This window comes from Peribacillus sp. NPDC097284 (assembly GCF_044761765.1).
In the GTDB taxonomy this organism is placed as follows: Bacteria; Bacillota; Bacilli; order Bacillales; family DSM-1321; genus Peribacillus.
Map to the genome: position 1 here is coordinate 425,174 of NZ_JBIWCZ010000002.1, position 15,678 is coordinate 440,851.

General features: G+C 41.1%; 13 protein-coding genes. All 13 read left to right on the forward strand.

Annotation, left to right across the window (positions count from 1 at the left end):
- The first annotated feature begins 63 nt into the window (after positions 1–63).
- The 13 genes from ACIQXU_RS07855 (at position 64) to ACIQXU_RS07915 (ending at position 15,653) form a co-directional block, all read left to right on the forward strand.
- The gene (locus tag ACIQXU_RS07855; protein WP_402868392.1) at positions 64–4,383 is read left to right on the forward strand and encodes a PolC-type DNA polymerase III; all 4,320 of its coding nucleotides are present in this window, start codon (positions 64–66) and stop codon (positions 4,381–4,383) included.
- Between the two features lie 193 nt (positions 4,384–4,576).
- The gene (gene rimP / locus ACIQXU_RS07860; RefSeq protein ID WP_402868394.1) at positions 4,577–5,050 is read left to right on the forward strand and encodes a ribosome maturation factor RimP; all 474 of its coding nucleotides are present in this window, start codon (positions 4,577–4,579) and stop codon (positions 5,048–5,050) included.
- A 40-nt stretch (positions 5,051–5,090) separates the two neighbouring features.
- Positions 5,091–6,221, forward strand: coding sequence for a transcription termination factor NusA (gene nusA / locus ACIQXU_RS07865; protein ID WP_402987944.1), 1,131 nt, complete (start codon positions 5,091–5,093; stop codon positions 6,219–6,221).
- A gap of 17 nt (positions 6,222–6,238) precedes the next feature.
- Positions 6,239–6,514: an RNase P modulator RnpM gene (rnpM, locus tag ACIQXU_RS07870; protein ID WP_402868398.1), complete on the forward strand. Its 276-nt coding sequence runs from the start codon at positions 6,239–6,241 to the stop codon at positions 6,512–6,514.
- A gap of 4 nt (positions 6,515–6,518) precedes the next feature.
- Positions 6,519–6,824, forward strand: a complete 306-nt coding sequence (locus ACIQXU_RS07875; protein WP_402868399.1) for a YlxQ family RNA-binding protein — start codon at positions 6,519–6,521, stop codon at positions 6,822–6,824.
- 19 nt (positions 6,825–6,843) lie between these two features.
- Entirely contained in the window at positions 6,844–9,003 is a 2,160-nt protein-coding gene (gene infB, locus ACIQXU_RS07880; protein ID WP_402868401.1) for a translation initiation factor IF-2, read from the forward strand.
- Positions 9,000–9,281, forward strand: coding sequence for a DUF503 domain-containing protein (locus tag ACIQXU_RS07885; RefSeq protein WP_402987947.1), 282 nt, complete (start codon positions 9,000–9,002; stop codon positions 9,279–9,281). Before infB ends, ACIQXU_RS07885 begins: the two co-directional genes overlap by 4 nt.
- Before the next feature lie 17 nt (positions 9,282–9,298).
- On the forward strand, positions 9,299–9,667 hold the full coding sequence (gene rbfA / locus ACIQXU_RS07890) for a 30S ribosome-binding factor RbfA (RefSeq protein ID WP_402868404.1): 369 nt from the start codon (positions 9,299–9,301) through the stop codon (positions 9,665–9,667).
- A 93-nt stretch (positions 9,668–9,760) separates the two neighbouring features.
- A complete protein-coding gene (gene truB, locus ACIQXU_RS07895) occupies positions 9,761–10,681 on the forward strand; it encodes a tRNA pseudouridine(55) synthase TruB (RefSeq protein ID WP_402987953.1) in 921 nt (306 codons plus the stop codon).
- 34 nt (positions 10,682–10,715) lie between these two features.
- Positions 10,716–11,666, forward strand: coding sequence for a bifunctional riboflavin kinase/FAD synthetase (ribF, locus tag ACIQXU_RS07900; protein WP_402868407.1), 951 nt, complete (start codon positions 10,716–10,718; stop codon positions 11,664–11,666).
- A gap of 159 nt (positions 11,667–11,825) precedes the next feature.
- A complete protein-coding gene (gene rpsO / locus ACIQXU_RS07905; protein WP_402868411.1) occupies positions 11,826–12,095 on the forward strand; it encodes a 30S ribosomal protein S15 in 270 nt (89 codons plus the stop codon).
- 323 nt (positions 12,096–12,418) lie between these two features.
- Positions 12,419–14,536, forward strand: coding sequence for a polyribonucleotide nucleotidyltransferase (pnp, locus tag ACIQXU_RS07910; RefSeq protein ID WP_402868413.1), 2,118 nt, complete (start codon positions 12,419–12,421; stop codon positions 14,534–14,536).
- Between the two features lie 157 nt (positions 14,537–14,693).
- On the forward strand, positions 14,694–15,653 hold the full coding sequence (locus ACIQXU_RS07915; protein WP_402868415.1) for a polysaccharide deacetylase family protein: 960 nt from the start codon (positions 14,694–14,696) through the stop codon (positions 15,651–15,653).
- Positions 15,654–15,678 lie beyond the last annotated feature (25 nt).

Sequence of the window (15,678 nt, forward strand, 5' to 3'; positions counted from 1 at the left end):
ACTGTTATTAGAATGAAACTGATGAATAATATCTTTAGATAGTAGATAAAGGGGAGAGAGGAAATGGATCAAAATCCAAACAGCGGTAGAGAGAGATTTCAACTCTTGCTCCAGCAATTGGGCTTGACTGAGGATGCCTTTGTGAATTTTTTCATCGGTGCCGAAATTGATAAACTTTCCATAGAGAGAGAGTCCCAAAAATGGCATTTTGCCTTTAATATACCTGCGTTAATTCCATGCAGTGTTCATACAAGATTTTCAAATCATTTAACTAGTACTTTTGCCCATATTGCCAAGGTTACATTCACCATGAATGTTGCCAATCCGATAGTGACGGAGGAATTGGTCAAAGAATACTGGAAAAATTGCATAAGTGAGCTACAAGGCATATCGCCAGCACTTTTATCACTCTTAAATGAGCAAGAACCCAAAGTGACAGGGTATAAGCTCGTCGTCAATGCACGTAATGGTGCGGAAGCTGGACAGTTAAAACAGAAATACTCCGGTCTCATTTCGAATATTTATCAAACGTATGGTTTCCCTCCATTAACACTTGAAGCAGAAGTGAACGAAAACGTTTCGGAAACTGATTACAAGAAGTTTTTAGCAGAGAAGCAAAAGGAAGATGAGGAAAAGGGACTTGCCGCGTTACTAGAGATGCAGAAGAAAGAATCGGAAAAAGGAGACGAGGGTGTTTACGAAGGCCCAGTTAAAATCGGGTACACCATTAAAGAAGATGCCGATTTCCGTAGCATAGAGCAAATTATTGATGAAGAGCGCAGGATAGCGATTGAAGGTTTCGTGTTTGACGCGGAAGTCCGTGAGCTCCGGAGCGGACGTAGTCTATTGACGTTTAAAGTTACGGATTATACAAGCTCTATTTTAGTTAAAATGTTTTCACGTGACAAAGAGGATGCTGCCATCCTAGCCCGTGTTAAAAAAGGAATGTGGGTACGTGCCCAAGGTAGCATTCAAAATGATACGTTTGTTCGCGATCTAGTTATGATCGCAAACGATATTAATGAGATTTCTAAGCAGGGACGGCAGGATAAGGCTCCTGAGGGTGAAAAACGCGTCGAACTTCATATGCACACACCGATGAGCCAAATGGATGCAGTGACGCCGACATCCGCTCTTGTTGCCCAAGCCGCGAAGTGGGGTCATAAGGCTGTTGCCATCACCGATCATGCAGGGGCTCAATCTTTCCCAGAGGCCTACGGCGCCGGTCAAAAACATGACATCAAGATTTTGTATGGTGTCGAAGTGAATCTCGTGAACGACGGTGTACCAATCGCTTATAATGAAGCACATATACCGCTTTCCGATGCCACCTATATCGTTTTCGATGTCGAGACGACTGGTTTGTCTGCCGTTTATGATACGATCATTGAATTAGCAGCCGTGAAAATTCATGATGGAGACATCATTGATAAATTTGAATCATTCGCTAACCCACATCGACCGTTATCCAATACGATCATCGACTTGACTCATATCACAGATGATATGCTGGTGGATGCACCGGAAGTTTCAGACGTATTGGAAAAGTTCAAGGAATGGGCGGGAGATGCCATCCTTGTTGCGCATAATGCAAGTTTTGATATGGGCTTTTTGAACATGGGCTACAAAAATATTGGGTATCCAAAAGCAACCAATCCCGTATTGGATACGCTGGAATTAGGGAGATTTTTATATCCTGAGTTCAAAAATCACCGGTTGAACACATTGTGTAAAAAGCTCGATATTGATTTGACTCAACATCATAGGGCCATATACGATGCTGAGGCTACGGGGTACCTGATGTTGAAGATGTTGAAGGAAACGATAGCGAGAGGCATTACCCATCATGATCAATTAAATGACAATATGGGAAACGGAAATGCATATCAGCGTTCTCGACCATCTCATTGTACTTTGATTGCACAAACACAGGAAGGCTTGAAAAATCTCTTTAAATTGATTTCATTATCCCATATTAATTATTTTTACAGAGTTCCGCGGATTCCGCGTTCTCAACTAAAAAAATATCGTGAAGGAATTCTCGTTGGTTCTGGATGTGATAAAGGGGAAGTCTTCGAAGGGATGATGCAAAAGGGTTTTGAGGATGTTGTTGAAATTGCCGAGTTTTACGATTATCTTGAAATCCATCCAAAGGATGTTTATCAACATTTGATAGAGCTTGAATTTGTCCGTGATGAAAAGTCGTTAGAGACGATTATTTCAAACATTGTCAAGCTCGGAGAAAAGCTTAATAAACCTGTTGTAGCGACAGGAAATGTGCATTATTTGGACCCGAATGACAAGATATACCGTAAAATCCTTGTGAATTCACAAGGTGGGGCGAATATGCTGAATCGACATAAGCTACCAGATGTCCATTTCCGTACAACGGATGAAATGTTAAGGGACTTTTCCTTCCTTGGTGCCGAGAAGGCAAAAGAAGTCGTAGTCACAAATACGAATAAAATTGCAGATATGATAGAAAACATCAAGCCAATCAAGGACGATCTATATACACCTAAAATCGAGGGTGCAGAAGAAGAAATGCGTGCAATGAGTTATGGAATGGCTAGAAAGATATATGGAGAGAATCTACCGGAAATCGTTGAGGCCCGTCTTGAAAAGGAACTAAAAAGTATTATCGGCCATGGATTCGCCGTTATCTATTTAATTTCTCATAAACTGGTTAAAAAATCATTGAATGATGGCTATCTCGTTGGTTCCCGGGGTTCGGTCGGATCGTCATTCGTTGCGACGATGACAGAAATTACGGAAGTGAACCCGCTGCCGCCTCATTATGTGTGCCCTGTATGTAAGAAATCGGAATTCTTCAATGATGGGTCAGTAGGCTCAGGGTTTGACTTGCCTGATAAAGATTGCCCGGATTGTGGCATTGCCTATACGAAAGACGGTCATGATATTCCATTTGAAACGTTCCTTGGATTTAAAGGGGATAAGGTCCCCGATATTGACTTGAACTTCTCTGGTGAATATCAGCCGAAAGCCCATGATTATACGAAGGTCCTATTTGGAGAAGATTATGTTTATCGTGCCGGTACAATCGGTACGGTGGCTGAAAAGACGGCATACGGATATGTTAAAGGCTATTCAGCCGACAATAATATCCATATGCGTGGTGCAGAAACAGATCGCCTTGTCGCAGGATGTACGGGTGTTAAACGGACAACTGGACAGCATCCAGGGGGAATCATCGTTGTCCCGGATTACATGGATATCTATGATTTCTCACCAATACAGTTCCCTGCGGATGACAGAAACTCAGAGTGGAAAACGACTCACTTTGATTTCCACTCCATTCACGATAATATTTTGAAACTGGATATACTTGGTCATGATGATCCGACGGTGATCAGGATGCTTCAGGATTTAAGTGGTATTGACCCAAAAACGATTCCTACAGATGATCCAGAGGTAATGAAGATATTCAGCAGCACGGAATCGTTAGGTGTGACCGAAGATCAAATCATGTGTAAAACCGGGACACTTGGCATACCTGAATTTGGAACGCGTTTTGTTAGACAAATGCTTGAGGACACTAAACCGACGACATTTTCCGAGCTTGTCCAGATTTCTGGTTTATCCCATGGTACCGATGTATGGCTGAGCAATGCACAAGAACTGATTCATAATAAAATCTGTACACTTAGCGAAGTAATCGGTTGCCGGGATGATATTATGGTTTATCTCATTTATCAGGGACTAGACCCTTCCCTTGCTTTTAAAATCATGGAATCCGTACGTAAAGGGAAAGGCTTGTCTGAGGAATTCGAAGAGGAAATGCGTAAGAATCAAGTGCCGGAATGGTATATAGATTCCTGTAAGAAGATTAAATATATGTTCCCGAAAGCACATGCTGCCGCATATGTGTTGATGGCGGTTCGGATTGCCTATTTCAAAGTGCATTTGCCATTATTGTATTATGCAGCATATTTCACGGTTCGTGCCGATGACTTCGAAATAGATGCCATGACACGTGGGTCACAAGCAATCAAGACCAAGATGGATGAAATAAATGTAAAAGGGTTGGATGCTTCCACGAAAGAGAAAAACACACTGACGGTACTTGAGCTAGCGTTGGAAATGTGTGAGCGTGGATACTCTTTCGCCAAGGTAGACTTGTATAAATCGAGTGCAGACCAATTCATCATTGAGGGTAACACGTTAATTCCACCTTTCAATTCGATTCCAGGTCTTGGTACGAATGCGGCGATCAATATTGTCAATGCGCGCAAAAACGGAGAGTTTCTCTCCAAGGAAGATTTGCAACAACGGGGGAAAGTATCCAAGACAATTCTTGAATACCTTGATAAACAAGGCTGTCTCGAGGCTCTTCCAGAACAAAATCAGCTTTCCTTATTTTAAGTGTGGAACTGCCTATGAAAAGGAAGAAACAGACATGATATTTGCAAAAATATCTTGATTATGGTATATTTTTATTGGAAATACTAAGAGGAACCAATGGCAAGAGTGGGGAAACCCACTCTTTCGTGTTGTATTGACCATTTAATTTTGAATCCGAAACCAAGCGCACACAACGCACGTATGGAGGAAACAAATGAGTAAAAAGGTAACGGAAGTTGTAGAAGAATTAGCTCTACCAATTCTTGAAGAATTGCAGCTTGAATTAGTTGAAGTGGAGTATGTGAAGGAAGGCAAGAACTGGTTCCTTCGAGTGTACATTGATAAAGAGACAGGCGTAGATCTTGAAGATTGCGGGAAAACGAGTGAAAAGCTCAGTGAAAAGCTTGATGAAGTCGATCCAATTCCACAAATTTATTTTCTCGAAGTTTCATCTCCCGGAGCGGAAAGGCCTCTAAAAAAAGAGAAGGATTTCCTTAATGCTATCGGTAAAAATGTTTACATAAAAACATACGAGCCCATTTTAAATGAAAAAGAATTCGAAGGAATCATGACCAATTATGATGGGAATGAAGTGACGCTTGAAATCAAAATCAAGACTAGAAAGAAAATAGTCGTCATTCCATTTGAAAAAGTGGCGAAAGCAAGACTTGCCATTACCTTCTCTTAATCAAGCAATTATTAATTAAATATCCGTAAGGGGGATCACCATGAGCAATGAGTTATTGGATGCTCTCTATATTTTAGAACATGATAAAGGAATTTCGAGAGAAGTTTTGATCGACGCGATTGAGGCTGCACTTATATCGGCATATCGCCGTAACTTTAACCAAGCACAAAATGTACGTATCGACTTGAATTTAGGCAAAGGCACCATGCGAGTATTTGCCAGAAAAGATGTAGTCGAGGAAGTATTCGATTCACGTCTGGAAATTTCCGTTGAAGAAGCAAGAGCAATAGATCCAAACTACCAGTTGGAAGATATTGTGGAAATGGAAGTTACGCCTAAAGATTTCGGCCGTATTGCTGCACAAACAGCCAAGCAGGTCGTAACACAAAGAGTGCGTGAAGCTGAACGTGGTATCATTTACGCAGAATTCATAGACCGTGAAGAGGATATCATGACAGGTATCGTGCAACGCCAGGATTCACGTTTCATCTATGTGAGTTTGGGGAAAATTGAAGCATTGCTTCCTGTCAATGAACAGATGCCAAATGAACAGTATAAACCTCACGACCGCATCAAGGTTTTCATTACAAAAGTTGAAAAGACTTCGAAAGGGCCACAAATTTTTGTATCCCGTTCTCATCCAGGTCTTTTAAAACGTTTGTTTGAGATAGAAGTGCCTGAGATTTTTGATGGAACTGTAGAAATCAAATCAGTTGCCAGAGAAGCAGGCGACCGCTCAAAAATTTCTGTACACTCAGATAATGAGGAAGTCGATCCAGTTGGTTCATGTGTTGGCCAAAAAGGACAGCGTGTCCAGGCTATCGTCAATGAATTAAAAGGTGAGAAGATCGATATCGTTAAATGGTCAGAAAATCCTGTTATCTTTGTTGCGAATGCTTTAAGTCCTTCAAAAGTGCTTGAAGTAATCGTTAAAGAAGAAGACAAAGCGACGACGGTCATTGTTCCTGACTACCAACTTTCACTAGCAATTGGTAAGCGTGGACAAAACGCACGCTTAGCAGCCAAACTGACTGGCTGGAAAATTGATATCAAGAGTGAAACGGAAGCCCGCGAAGCTGGTATTTACCCTGTTGAAGCACAGGAGTTCTTATTAAGCCGGGATAGTTATGTGAATGAAGAGGATGAAGAATTCGAAGAGGATAACGAGTAAGGTAGAGGTGAAAATAGATGAATAGCCGAAAAAAAATCCCGATGCGTAAATGTGTTGCCACTGGCGTTATGAAGCCAAAGAAAGAACTCATTCGTATCGTTCGATCTAAAGAAGGGGAAGTCAGCCTTGATCCGACCGGAAAAAAATCGGGAAGGGGAGCTTATTTGACCCTTGATCGGAATATTATCGAGCTGGCCAAAAAGAAAAATGTGCTGGCAAATCACCTTAGTACTCAAATCGATTCTTCCCTTTATGAACAATTGCTTGAATTAGTGGATAAGGAGCAAGACTAACACCATGACCCAACAACAACAATGGATGTCTCTATTAGGTTTGGCCAATCGAGCACGCAAGCTAATTTCGGGTGAAGAATTAGTGGTTAAAGAGATTAGAAGCGGTAATGCCAAAGTTGTTATTTTAGCCGCGGACGCTTCAAAAAACACTGAGAAAAAAATCTCTGATAAGTGCGCATTTTATCAGGTTCCTTTAAAAAGAGTCGAAGACAGATCTATGCTCGGCCATGCTATTGGCAAAGATGCTAGAGTTGCCGTCGCAGTTCTTGATGAAGGTTTTGCACAAAAACTCCGAATGCTGCTCGATTAAATTTACCGGGGGTGAACGTATGACAAAATTGCGTGTATATGAATATGCAAAACAGAAAAACGTTTCAAGTAAAGACGTAATAAATAAACTTAAAGAAATGAATATAGAGGTAACAAACCATATGACAGCATTAGACGATTCAACTGTAAACAAATTAAACGATTCTCTTAAACCAAAAAGCGAAGAACCAACCCAAGCAGCTGCTGAACCGAAAGCAAATGCAACGGTTGCGAAATACGAAGCTGAAGCAGATGAGAAAAGCACGATCAATAAAGAAAAGCTAAAGAAAAAGCCACCAGTTAAACCGTTGGGCACTAAAAAACCATCAGGACAGTTTAGCAGGGGAAGAAATAACCGTAATAAGAATAACAAACAAAGACAATCGGCGCCGCAGGCACCAGTTACAAAACGTAAGGAAAGAGAACTTCCAGAAAAAATTACGTTTTATGAGTCTTTGACTGTCATGGAACTTGGTAAGAAACTTCACCGTGAACCTTCTGAAATCATTAAGAAGCTTTTCATGCTTGGAGTCATGGCTACAATCAACCAAACGTTGGATAAAGATGCTATCGAATTAATCTGTACTGAGTACGGAGTATTGGCTGAAGAAGAGATTCGTGTTGACTTGACAGATCTTGAGTCATTAGTGACTGAAGATGCTTCTGAAGATTTAATCGAACGTCCAGCAGTCGTAACTATCATGGGTCACGTCGATCATGGTAAAACGACATTGCTTGATTCTATTCGCCATACGAAAGTAACAGAAGGCGAAGCGGGTGGAATCACTCAACATATCGGTGCTTACCAAGTCAAAGTCAATGACAAGAAAATCACATTCCTTGATACACCAGGACATGCTGCGTTTACAACAATGCGTGCTCGTGGAGCTTTAATCACGGATATTACGATTCTTGTTGTAGCAGCGGATGACGGTGTAATGCCGCAAACAATTGAAGCGATTAACCATGCTAAAGCAGCGGATGTTCCAATCATTGTTGCTGTTAATAAAATGGATAAAGAAGCAGCTAATCCTGACCGCGTCATGCAAGAATTAACAGAGCATGGTTTAGTTTCTGAAGCATGGGGTGGAGATACGATCTTCGTACCTATTTCTGCCAAAACGGGCGAAGGAATTGATAACTTGCTGGAAATGATTCTACTAGTTAGTGAAGTAGAAGAATATAAAGCCAATCCAACCCGTAAAGCGAACGGAACGGTTATAGAAGCACGTTTGGATAAAGGCCGTGGCTCTGTAGCGACGTTACTAGTCCAAAACGGTACTTTGAAAGTCGGAGACCCAATCGTTATCGGTAACACTTTCGGCCGTGTACGTGCCATGGTCAGTGATCTTGGACGTCGTGTTAAGGATGCAGGTCCATCAACACCGGTTGAAATCACTGGATTGAATGAAGTTCCACAAGCAGGCGACCGTTTCATCGTCTTTGAAGATGAGAAAACAGCCCGCCAAGTTGGGGAAGTACGTGCACAGAGACAACTTGCTTCACAACGTAATGAAAAATCACGTGTAACGCTTGATACATTGTTTGAACAAATGAAAGAAGGGGAAATTAAGGAATTGAACATCATCTTAAAAGCGGATGTTCAAGGTTCTGCTGAAGCAGTAGCCGCTTCCCTGAATAAAATAGAAGTAGAAGGCGCTAAAGTAAAAATCATTCATATCGGCGTCGGTGCTATCACAGAGTCTGATATCATCCTTGCTACCGCTTCTAATGCAATCGTAATTGGTTTTAATGTTCGTCCAGATGCGAATGCGAAGCGTGCCGCTGAATCAGAACAAGTTGATGTTCGCCTTCACCGTATCATATACAAAGCAATTGAAGAGATTGAATCGGCTATGAAAGGGATGCTTGATCCTGAGTTCGAAGAAAAAATCATTGGTCAAGCTGAAGTTCGTACAACTTTCAAAGTATCTAAAGTTGGTACAATTGCTGGTTCATATGTTACCGAAGGAAAACTTACGCGTGACAGCGGAATTCGCTTAATTCGTGAAGGTGTTGTCATTTACGAAGGTGAAATTGACGCATTGAAACGTTTTAAAGATGACGTTAAAGAAGTGGCAACAAATTATGAATGTGGTATTACCATTAAAAATTACAATGACCTTAAAGAGGGCGATGTAATTGAGGCTTATATAATGGAAGAGATCGAGCGTAAATGATCGTTGGATCCGTCCAATGTGAGTGCATGATCTATGACACCCATTCTTTGAAAGAAAAACGAGCTGTGTTGCAACGTGTCATGACACGGCTTAAGCAGAAGCTTAATGTCTCGGTAGCGGAAACGGATTTCCAGGATCTTTGGCAGCGTACTAAGATTTCTATCGTAACCGTTTCATCCTCAAGGAAAGCTACTGAGAGGGAACTTCAAAATGCCCTTAAATTTCTAGATTCATTTCCGGAAATTGAGCGCACAATAACAGATATAGACTGGCTATAAGCTAGCGAGGTGATATTATGAGCCTTCGAGCAAATCGTGTGGGCGAACAAATGAAAAAAGAGCTGAGTGAAATCATCGGCCGCAAAATTAAAGATCCAAGAATCGGATTCGTCACAGTAACGGATGTTGAAGTGACAGGCGATTTACAACAAGCAACAGTTTATATCTCTGTCTTGGGAGACCAGGAGCAACGGGAAAAAACTTTGCAGGGTCTTGAAAAGGCAAAAGGATTCATGCGTTCAGAAATTGGGCAAAGAATTCGCTTGCGTAAAACTCCGGAGTTGTTTTTTGAATTTGATGAATCCGTCGATTATGGTAACCGTATCGAATCATTAATTTCTCAAATCAAAAAAGAGGAAAAACCTTCAGTAAAAGACGAAGAATAAGCAAGCAGTAAATGGAGGCTGACTCAATAAGTGCTTTGCACTTCTTGGCTCGGCCTCTTTTTTTTGAAATGACAAGATTAATGAGGTGAAGGAATGGACGGCATACTCCCATTATGGAAACCAAAGGGAATGACATCCCATGATTGTGTTTTTAAATTAAGGAAGATTTTAAAAACGAAAAAAGTCGGACATACGGGCACTTTAGATCCTGAAGTCACCGGTGTTTTACCGATATGTATCGGCAGGGCAACGAAAATTGCCGAATACTTAACAGAAGCAGGTAAAGCGTATGAAGGGGAAGTGACGCTTGGTTTTTCAACGGCTACCGAAGATGCGACTGGAGAAAAGGTGGCGGAACAAAAGGTAACCGAAACATTTCAACGTTCACAAATCCTTGAGGTATTGAAATCCCTAACAGGAACAATTGAACAAACTCCACCAATGTTCTCAGCTGTCAAGGTAAATGGCAAAAAGCTATATGAATATGCTCGGGCTGGGATAGAAGTGGAACGTCCAACACGGGAAGTAACTATTCATGATATTACTTTACTGGATGACCGTTTAGAATTCAAAGGTGAAACCATTTCCTTCCGGTTTCGTGTCAAGTGTAGCAAAGGAACCTATATTCGGACATTAGCGGTGATGATGGGCGAAAGATTGGGATACCCGGCACATATGTCGGACTTGGTCCGGATTGAAGCGGCTGGCTTTACGCTTGAGGATTGTTTCACGTTCGCTGAGGTGGAAGAATTCATGGAATCAGAAAAGACAGGAGATTTTCTGTTGCCATTAGAACGTGGATTGTTACATTTGCCGAAATTCCAGATTAATGATAAAGTAGCAAAGAAAGTACTTAACGGTGCGGTATTGGAACAAACGGAGGATGTTGTTTTTGAAAAGGGGCAACCATTTGTCATGATGGATCCCACTGATAAGGCGATTGCCATTTATCAAATACATCCCACAAAAGAAGGGTTAATTAAACCTGTCAAAGTTTTCGCACAAGAATCATAGACCGTTTTTGCCGTCGGAAAGAGGAGATTGAAAGGTGAAAGTGATTGCATTAGAGCATCCTCATCAATTTAAACCGGATGACTTCCCTGAGCTTGTCATGGCACTTGGTTTTTTTGATGGCATCCATAAAGGACATCAAACTGTCATCCAAACCGCTAAGCAAAAGGCTCATGAAATGAATCTTATGTCAGCAGTCATGACATTTGATCCACATCCTTCCGCTGTATTAGGGAAGAAAGTGGGAAACATTCGTTATATTACACCACTGGAAGATAAGATAAAAATCATAGAAACGATGGAAATCGATTACCTATTTGTCGTCAACTTCAGTAAGGAATTCGCTTCGATGCTACCTGAGGAGTTTGTGGATGATTACATAGTGGGTCTGAATGTCCGTCACGTTGTAGCAGGTTTTGATTATTCTTATGGCCGCTATGGTAATGGATCGATGGATGATCTACCTGCCTATGCTAAGGGAAGATTTGGTCAAACCGTCGTTGCAAAGCAGACATTCGAGGACGGAAAGGTAAGTTCCACAAGAATCAGGGAGACGCTCAGCAATGGTGATTTTTCTGACTTCTATCATTTAGCGGGTCGTCGCTATGTAACAAAGGGACATGTAGTCCATGGAGAAAAGCGGGGGAGAAAGTTAGGATTCCCGACCGCGAATATTGAAGTGAGTGATGATTACATATTCCCCGCACCTGGCGTATATGCAGTCAGGATTAAAATAAGTGGATCCTGGTATGATGGGGTGTGCAATGTAGGGTATAAGCCGACATTCCATGAAGAAAAACCCGAATATCCTAGCGTAGAAGTTCATGCATTAGGTTTTACAGGAGATATCTATGGAGAACAGGTGTCAGTCGAGTGGCATATCAGGTTGAGAAGCGAGCGCAAATTCTCGGGACTTGAAGAGTTAGTCAACCAGATTGAAATTGACAAGCAAAATACGCAAGCATATTTTGCCGAATTGAACGGGTAACATTGTAAGAAACCAAAAGGATAGAAGACAAGGCTTGCAATTTTGACGGAAAACATGTATTCTATTGTATGTATGAAAATAACCATTGCTTGGCTAGTCGAGACTCCGACGCTGGCTCGGTAATAGGTGATTTTACAGAATTTTAGGAGGAATAATAACATGGCTATTACACAAGAACGCAAAAACGAACTTATCGCTGAGTTCAGAACTCACGATACTGACACTGGATCTCCAGAAGTTCAAATCGCAGTACTAACAGAAGAAATCAACAACTTGAACGGTCACTTACGCACACACAAAAAAGATCACCATTCTCGTCGCGGTCTTCTTAAAATGGTAGGTAAACGTCGTAATCTTTTAACTTACCTACGTAATAAAGACGTTACTCGTTACCGTACACTAATTAACACATTAGGTCTACGTAGATAATTTTTTCAAAAAAAGCGGGAAATTTCCCGCTTTTTTGATGTTATTCAAATGATTTGGACGCTATCAATTTTTAGGCTAAGCCATCGTCCTTTGGACTCGGCAGCCGCCGAGTTTTTTTCTACTCATAAATGATTAAGATATATACATAATTGAATGAATAAATATTTAGTCATATTACTGTTAACACTTGTTTTTTTCGTGCATAATAGTGATAGTTTGGTTATAACTTGAGTTCAATTACTTTCACATATAATGATTTAATTTAATAAAGGTTTAGGTAAACTAAGCCTCTAATAGCGAAGATTCAGAGAGGGGTTTAATAAATGGGACAGGGAAAACATACGTATTCATTTGACTGGGCCGGCCGTAATGTAACGGTAGAAATCGGTCAGTTGGCCAAACAAGCGAACGGAGCCGTTTTAGTCCGTTATGGCGAAACAGCTGTCTTAAGTACAGCAACTGCTTCTAAAGAACCTAGAAACGTCGACTTCTTCCCGTTGACAGTCAACTACGAAGAAAGACTGTATGCAGTCGGTAAAATTCCAGGGGGCTTCATTAAACGTGAGGGTAGACCGAGCGAAAGAGCTATTTTGGCAAGCCGTCTAATTGACCGTCCAATTCGTCCACTATTTGCGGATGGTTTCAGGAACGACGTTCAAATCATCAGCATGGTCATGAGTGTTGATCAAGATTGTTCTACAGAAATGGCAGCAATGCTAGGTTCTTCCCTTGCACTTTCAGTTTCTGACATTCCGTTTGAAGGACCAATCGCGGGCGTAGTAGTAGGAAGAATCAATAATGAATTCATCATAAACCCTACTGTTGACCAACTTGCGAAAAGTGATATCAACTTAACGGTTGCTGGAACAAAGGACGCTATCAACATGGTTGAAGCTGGAGCGAATGAAGTGCCTGAAGAAACAATGCTTGAAGCCATCATGTTTGGACATGATGAAATCAAGAAGGTCATTGCATTCCAAGAAAAAATCGTTGCTGAAATTGGCAAGGAAAAGCTACAAATCACTTTGTATAAAGTGGATGAAGAACTTGAAGCAGAAGTGAAAGGCCTATGTGAGGCGGAACTTAACAAAGCTGTACAAGTTCAGGAAAAACATGCACGTGAAGCCGCCATCAAAGAGGTTAAAGATGATGTGTTGGCTAAATACGAAGAAGAAACTGATGAAGAAAAACTAAAACAAATTAAAGAAATTTTAAATAAACTGGTTAAATCAGAAGTCCGCCGTTTAATCACGGAAGAAAAAGTACGTCCGGATGGCCGTAATCCTGATGAAATCAGACCATTGTCATCTGAAGTTACGATTTTACCACGTACCCACGGCTCTGGATTGTTCACACGCGGACAAACACAAGCACTATCCATTTGTACACTGGGAGCACTAGGAGATGTACAAATTTTGGACGGGCTTGGAACAGAAGAGTCAAAACGCTTTATGCATCATTATAACTTCCCACATTTCAGTGTTGGGGAAACAGGTCCGATCCGCGGGGCAGGACGTCGTGAAATCGGTCACGGTGCACTTGGTGAAAGAGCATTGGAACCAGTCATTCCAAATGATAAAGACTTCCCTTATACAATCAGACTTGTATCTGAAGTACTTGAATCTAATGGATCAACATCTCAAGCAAGTATCTGTGCTAGTACGCTAGCTATGATGGACGCGGGTGTTCCATTGAAAGCACCGGTTGCAGGTATCGCAATGGGTCTTGTAAAAACAGGTGAGCATTATACGATCCTGACTGATATTCAAGGCATGGAAGATCACCTTGGCGATATGGACTTTAAAGTGGCTGGAACATCTAAAGGTGTTACCGCTCTTCAAATGGATATCAAAATTGATGGTCTTTCAAGAGAAATCCTTGAAGAAGCATTGCTTCAAGCTAAAAAAGGCCGCATGCATATCTTGGAATCGATGATTGCTACAATCAATCAACCGCGTGAAAAATTGTCCAAATATGCGCCTAAAATCGTTACAATGACCATTAATCCGGACAAAATCCGCGATGTTATCGGACCTAGTGGTAAACATATCAATAAAATCATTGAAGAGACCGGCGTGAAAATCGATATCGAACAAGATGGTACGGTATTCATTTCTTCAACGGACGAACCAATGATTGAAAAAGCTAAAAAAATCATTGAAGACATCGTTCGTGAAGTCGTTGTGGGTGAACTATACTTAGGTAAAGTTAAACGCATTGAAAAATTCGGTTGCTTCGTTGAGATTTTCAATGGTAAAGATGGTTTGGTCCATATTTCGGAATTGGCTGAAGAAAGAGTCGGCAAAGTGGAAGATGTCGTTTCACTTGGCGATGAGTTATTAGTAAAGGTCACTGAGATTGATAAACAAGGTAGGGTTAACCTTTCTCGTAAAGCTGTACTTAAAGAACAAAAAGAAGCAGCTAATCCTTCTCAATCATAAGAAAAAAGAATATACGGCATGCGGTTCTCTTTATGAACCTGCATGCTTTTTTTGTTTGAAAAGGCTCCATATTTATAAGCATTTCAGCAATTGAAAGTTGTCATGTTCTACCTTGTCCATTTTCTTCATACATTTCTGTATGAAGGGGGCGTAAAAAATGAATAATAAATGGAAGCAGATAGTTGCGATAAGTGCCATTGCAGGTATATCATGGTTATTAGTGCAAAATCCATATACACAAGTTTATTTGACCCAGTTAACGAATCAATCAGTGGCTACCATGAAGCAGGAAGATGAACTGCTTACCGAGATAAAAGGATCAGCCCAAAAATATGAGATTGCACCCCAAGATGCACGAATAGATTCGGTTTGGAAGACCGTTCCTGGGTATAATGGCCTTACGGTCAATATCCAGGCTTCGTATAAAGCAATGAAGAAGGAGGATAAATTCGATAAGGATAAGCTTGTGTATGAACAAGTTCCCCCAAAAGTCCATTTAAAAGATCTTGAGCCTGCACCCATTTACCGGGCACATCCGGAAAAGCAGGTTGTATCATTTTTAATCAATGTGGCTTGGGGAAATGAATACCTACAAGATATGTTGGCTGTGTTGAAGAAGCATAATGTAAAGGCGACGTTTTTTCTAGAAGGGAAATGGACGAAAAATAATCCGGAATTCGCAAAAATGATTGTGGATGGTGGTCATGAAATAGGTAATCATTCATACTCGCATCCTAATATGCAAACCATTTCCTCACAGGCAACACGGGAGGAAATCACCAAGACGAATGAAGTGGTGGAAGCTGTGACGGGCGTGAAGATGAATTGGTTCGCCCCTCCAAGTGGGAGTTATCGAGACGAAACGGTCAAAATTGCGAGTTCTTTAGGAATGGGGACCGTGATGTGGAGTGTGGATACGATTGACTGGCAAAAACCGAGCCCCGAGGTCCTTCAACAAAGGGTCCTTTCTAAAGTTCACCCTGGAGCTTTTATTTTAATGCATCCGACAGAATCTACAGCCAAATCCTTGGAGACGTTAATTATTAATATAGAAAAGAAAGACCTGGAAGTTGTTAAGGTTTCGGAAGCAGTTAGTGAGGAACGTTTGAATCCGTAACGCTTTGGTTACGATAGCAGCATAG

What these genes read in the sequence shown, in the direction of transcription:
- ACIQXU_RS07855 (WP_402868392.1), top strand. Translation starts at nt 64, where the DNA reads ATGGATCAAAATCCAAACAGCGGTAGAGAGAGATTTCAACTCTTGCTC.
- rimP (WP_402868394.1), top strand. Translation starts at nt 4,577, where the DNA reads ATGAGTAAAAAGGTAACGGAAGTTGTAGAAGAATTAGCTCTACCAATT.
- nusA (WP_402987944.1), top strand. Translation starts at nt 5,091, where the DNA reads ATGAGCAATGAGTTATTGGATGCTCTCTATATTTTAGAACATGATAAA.
- rnpM (WP_402868398.1), top strand. Translation starts at nt 6,239, where the DNA reads ATGAATAGCCGAAAAAAAATCCCGATGCGTAAATGTGTTGCCACTGGC.
- ACIQXU_RS07875 (WP_402868399.1), top strand. Translation starts at nt 6,519, where the DNA reads ATGACCCAACAACAACAATGGATGTCTCTATTAGGTTTGGCCAATCGA.
- infB (WP_402868401.1), top strand. Translation starts at nt 6,844, where the DNA reads ATGACAAAATTGCGTGTATATGAATATGCAAAACAGAAAAACGTTTCA.
- ACIQXU_RS07885 (WP_402987947.1), top strand. Translation starts at nt 9,000, where the DNA reads ATGATCGTTGGATCCGTCCAATGTGAGTGCATGATCTATGACACCCAT.
- rbfA (WP_402868404.1), top strand. Translation starts at nt 9,299, where the DNA reads ATGAGCCTTCGAGCAAATCGTGTGGGCGAACAAATGAAAAAAGAGCTG.
- truB (WP_402987953.1), top strand. Translation starts at nt 9,761, where the DNA reads ATGGACGGCATACTCCCATTATGGAAACCAAAGGGAATGACATCCCAT.
- rpsO (WP_402868411.1), top strand. Translation starts at nt 11,826, where the DNA reads ATGGCTATTACACAAGAACGCAAAAACGAACTTATCGCTGAGTTCAGA.
- pnp (WP_402868413.1), top strand. Translation starts at nt 12,419, where the DNA reads ATGGGACAGGGAAAACATACGTATTCATTTGACTGGGCCGGCCGTAAT.
- ACIQXU_RS07915 (WP_402868415.1), top strand. Translation starts at nt 14,694, where the DNA reads ATGAATAATAAATGGAAGCAGATAGTTGCGATAAGTGCCATTGCAGGT.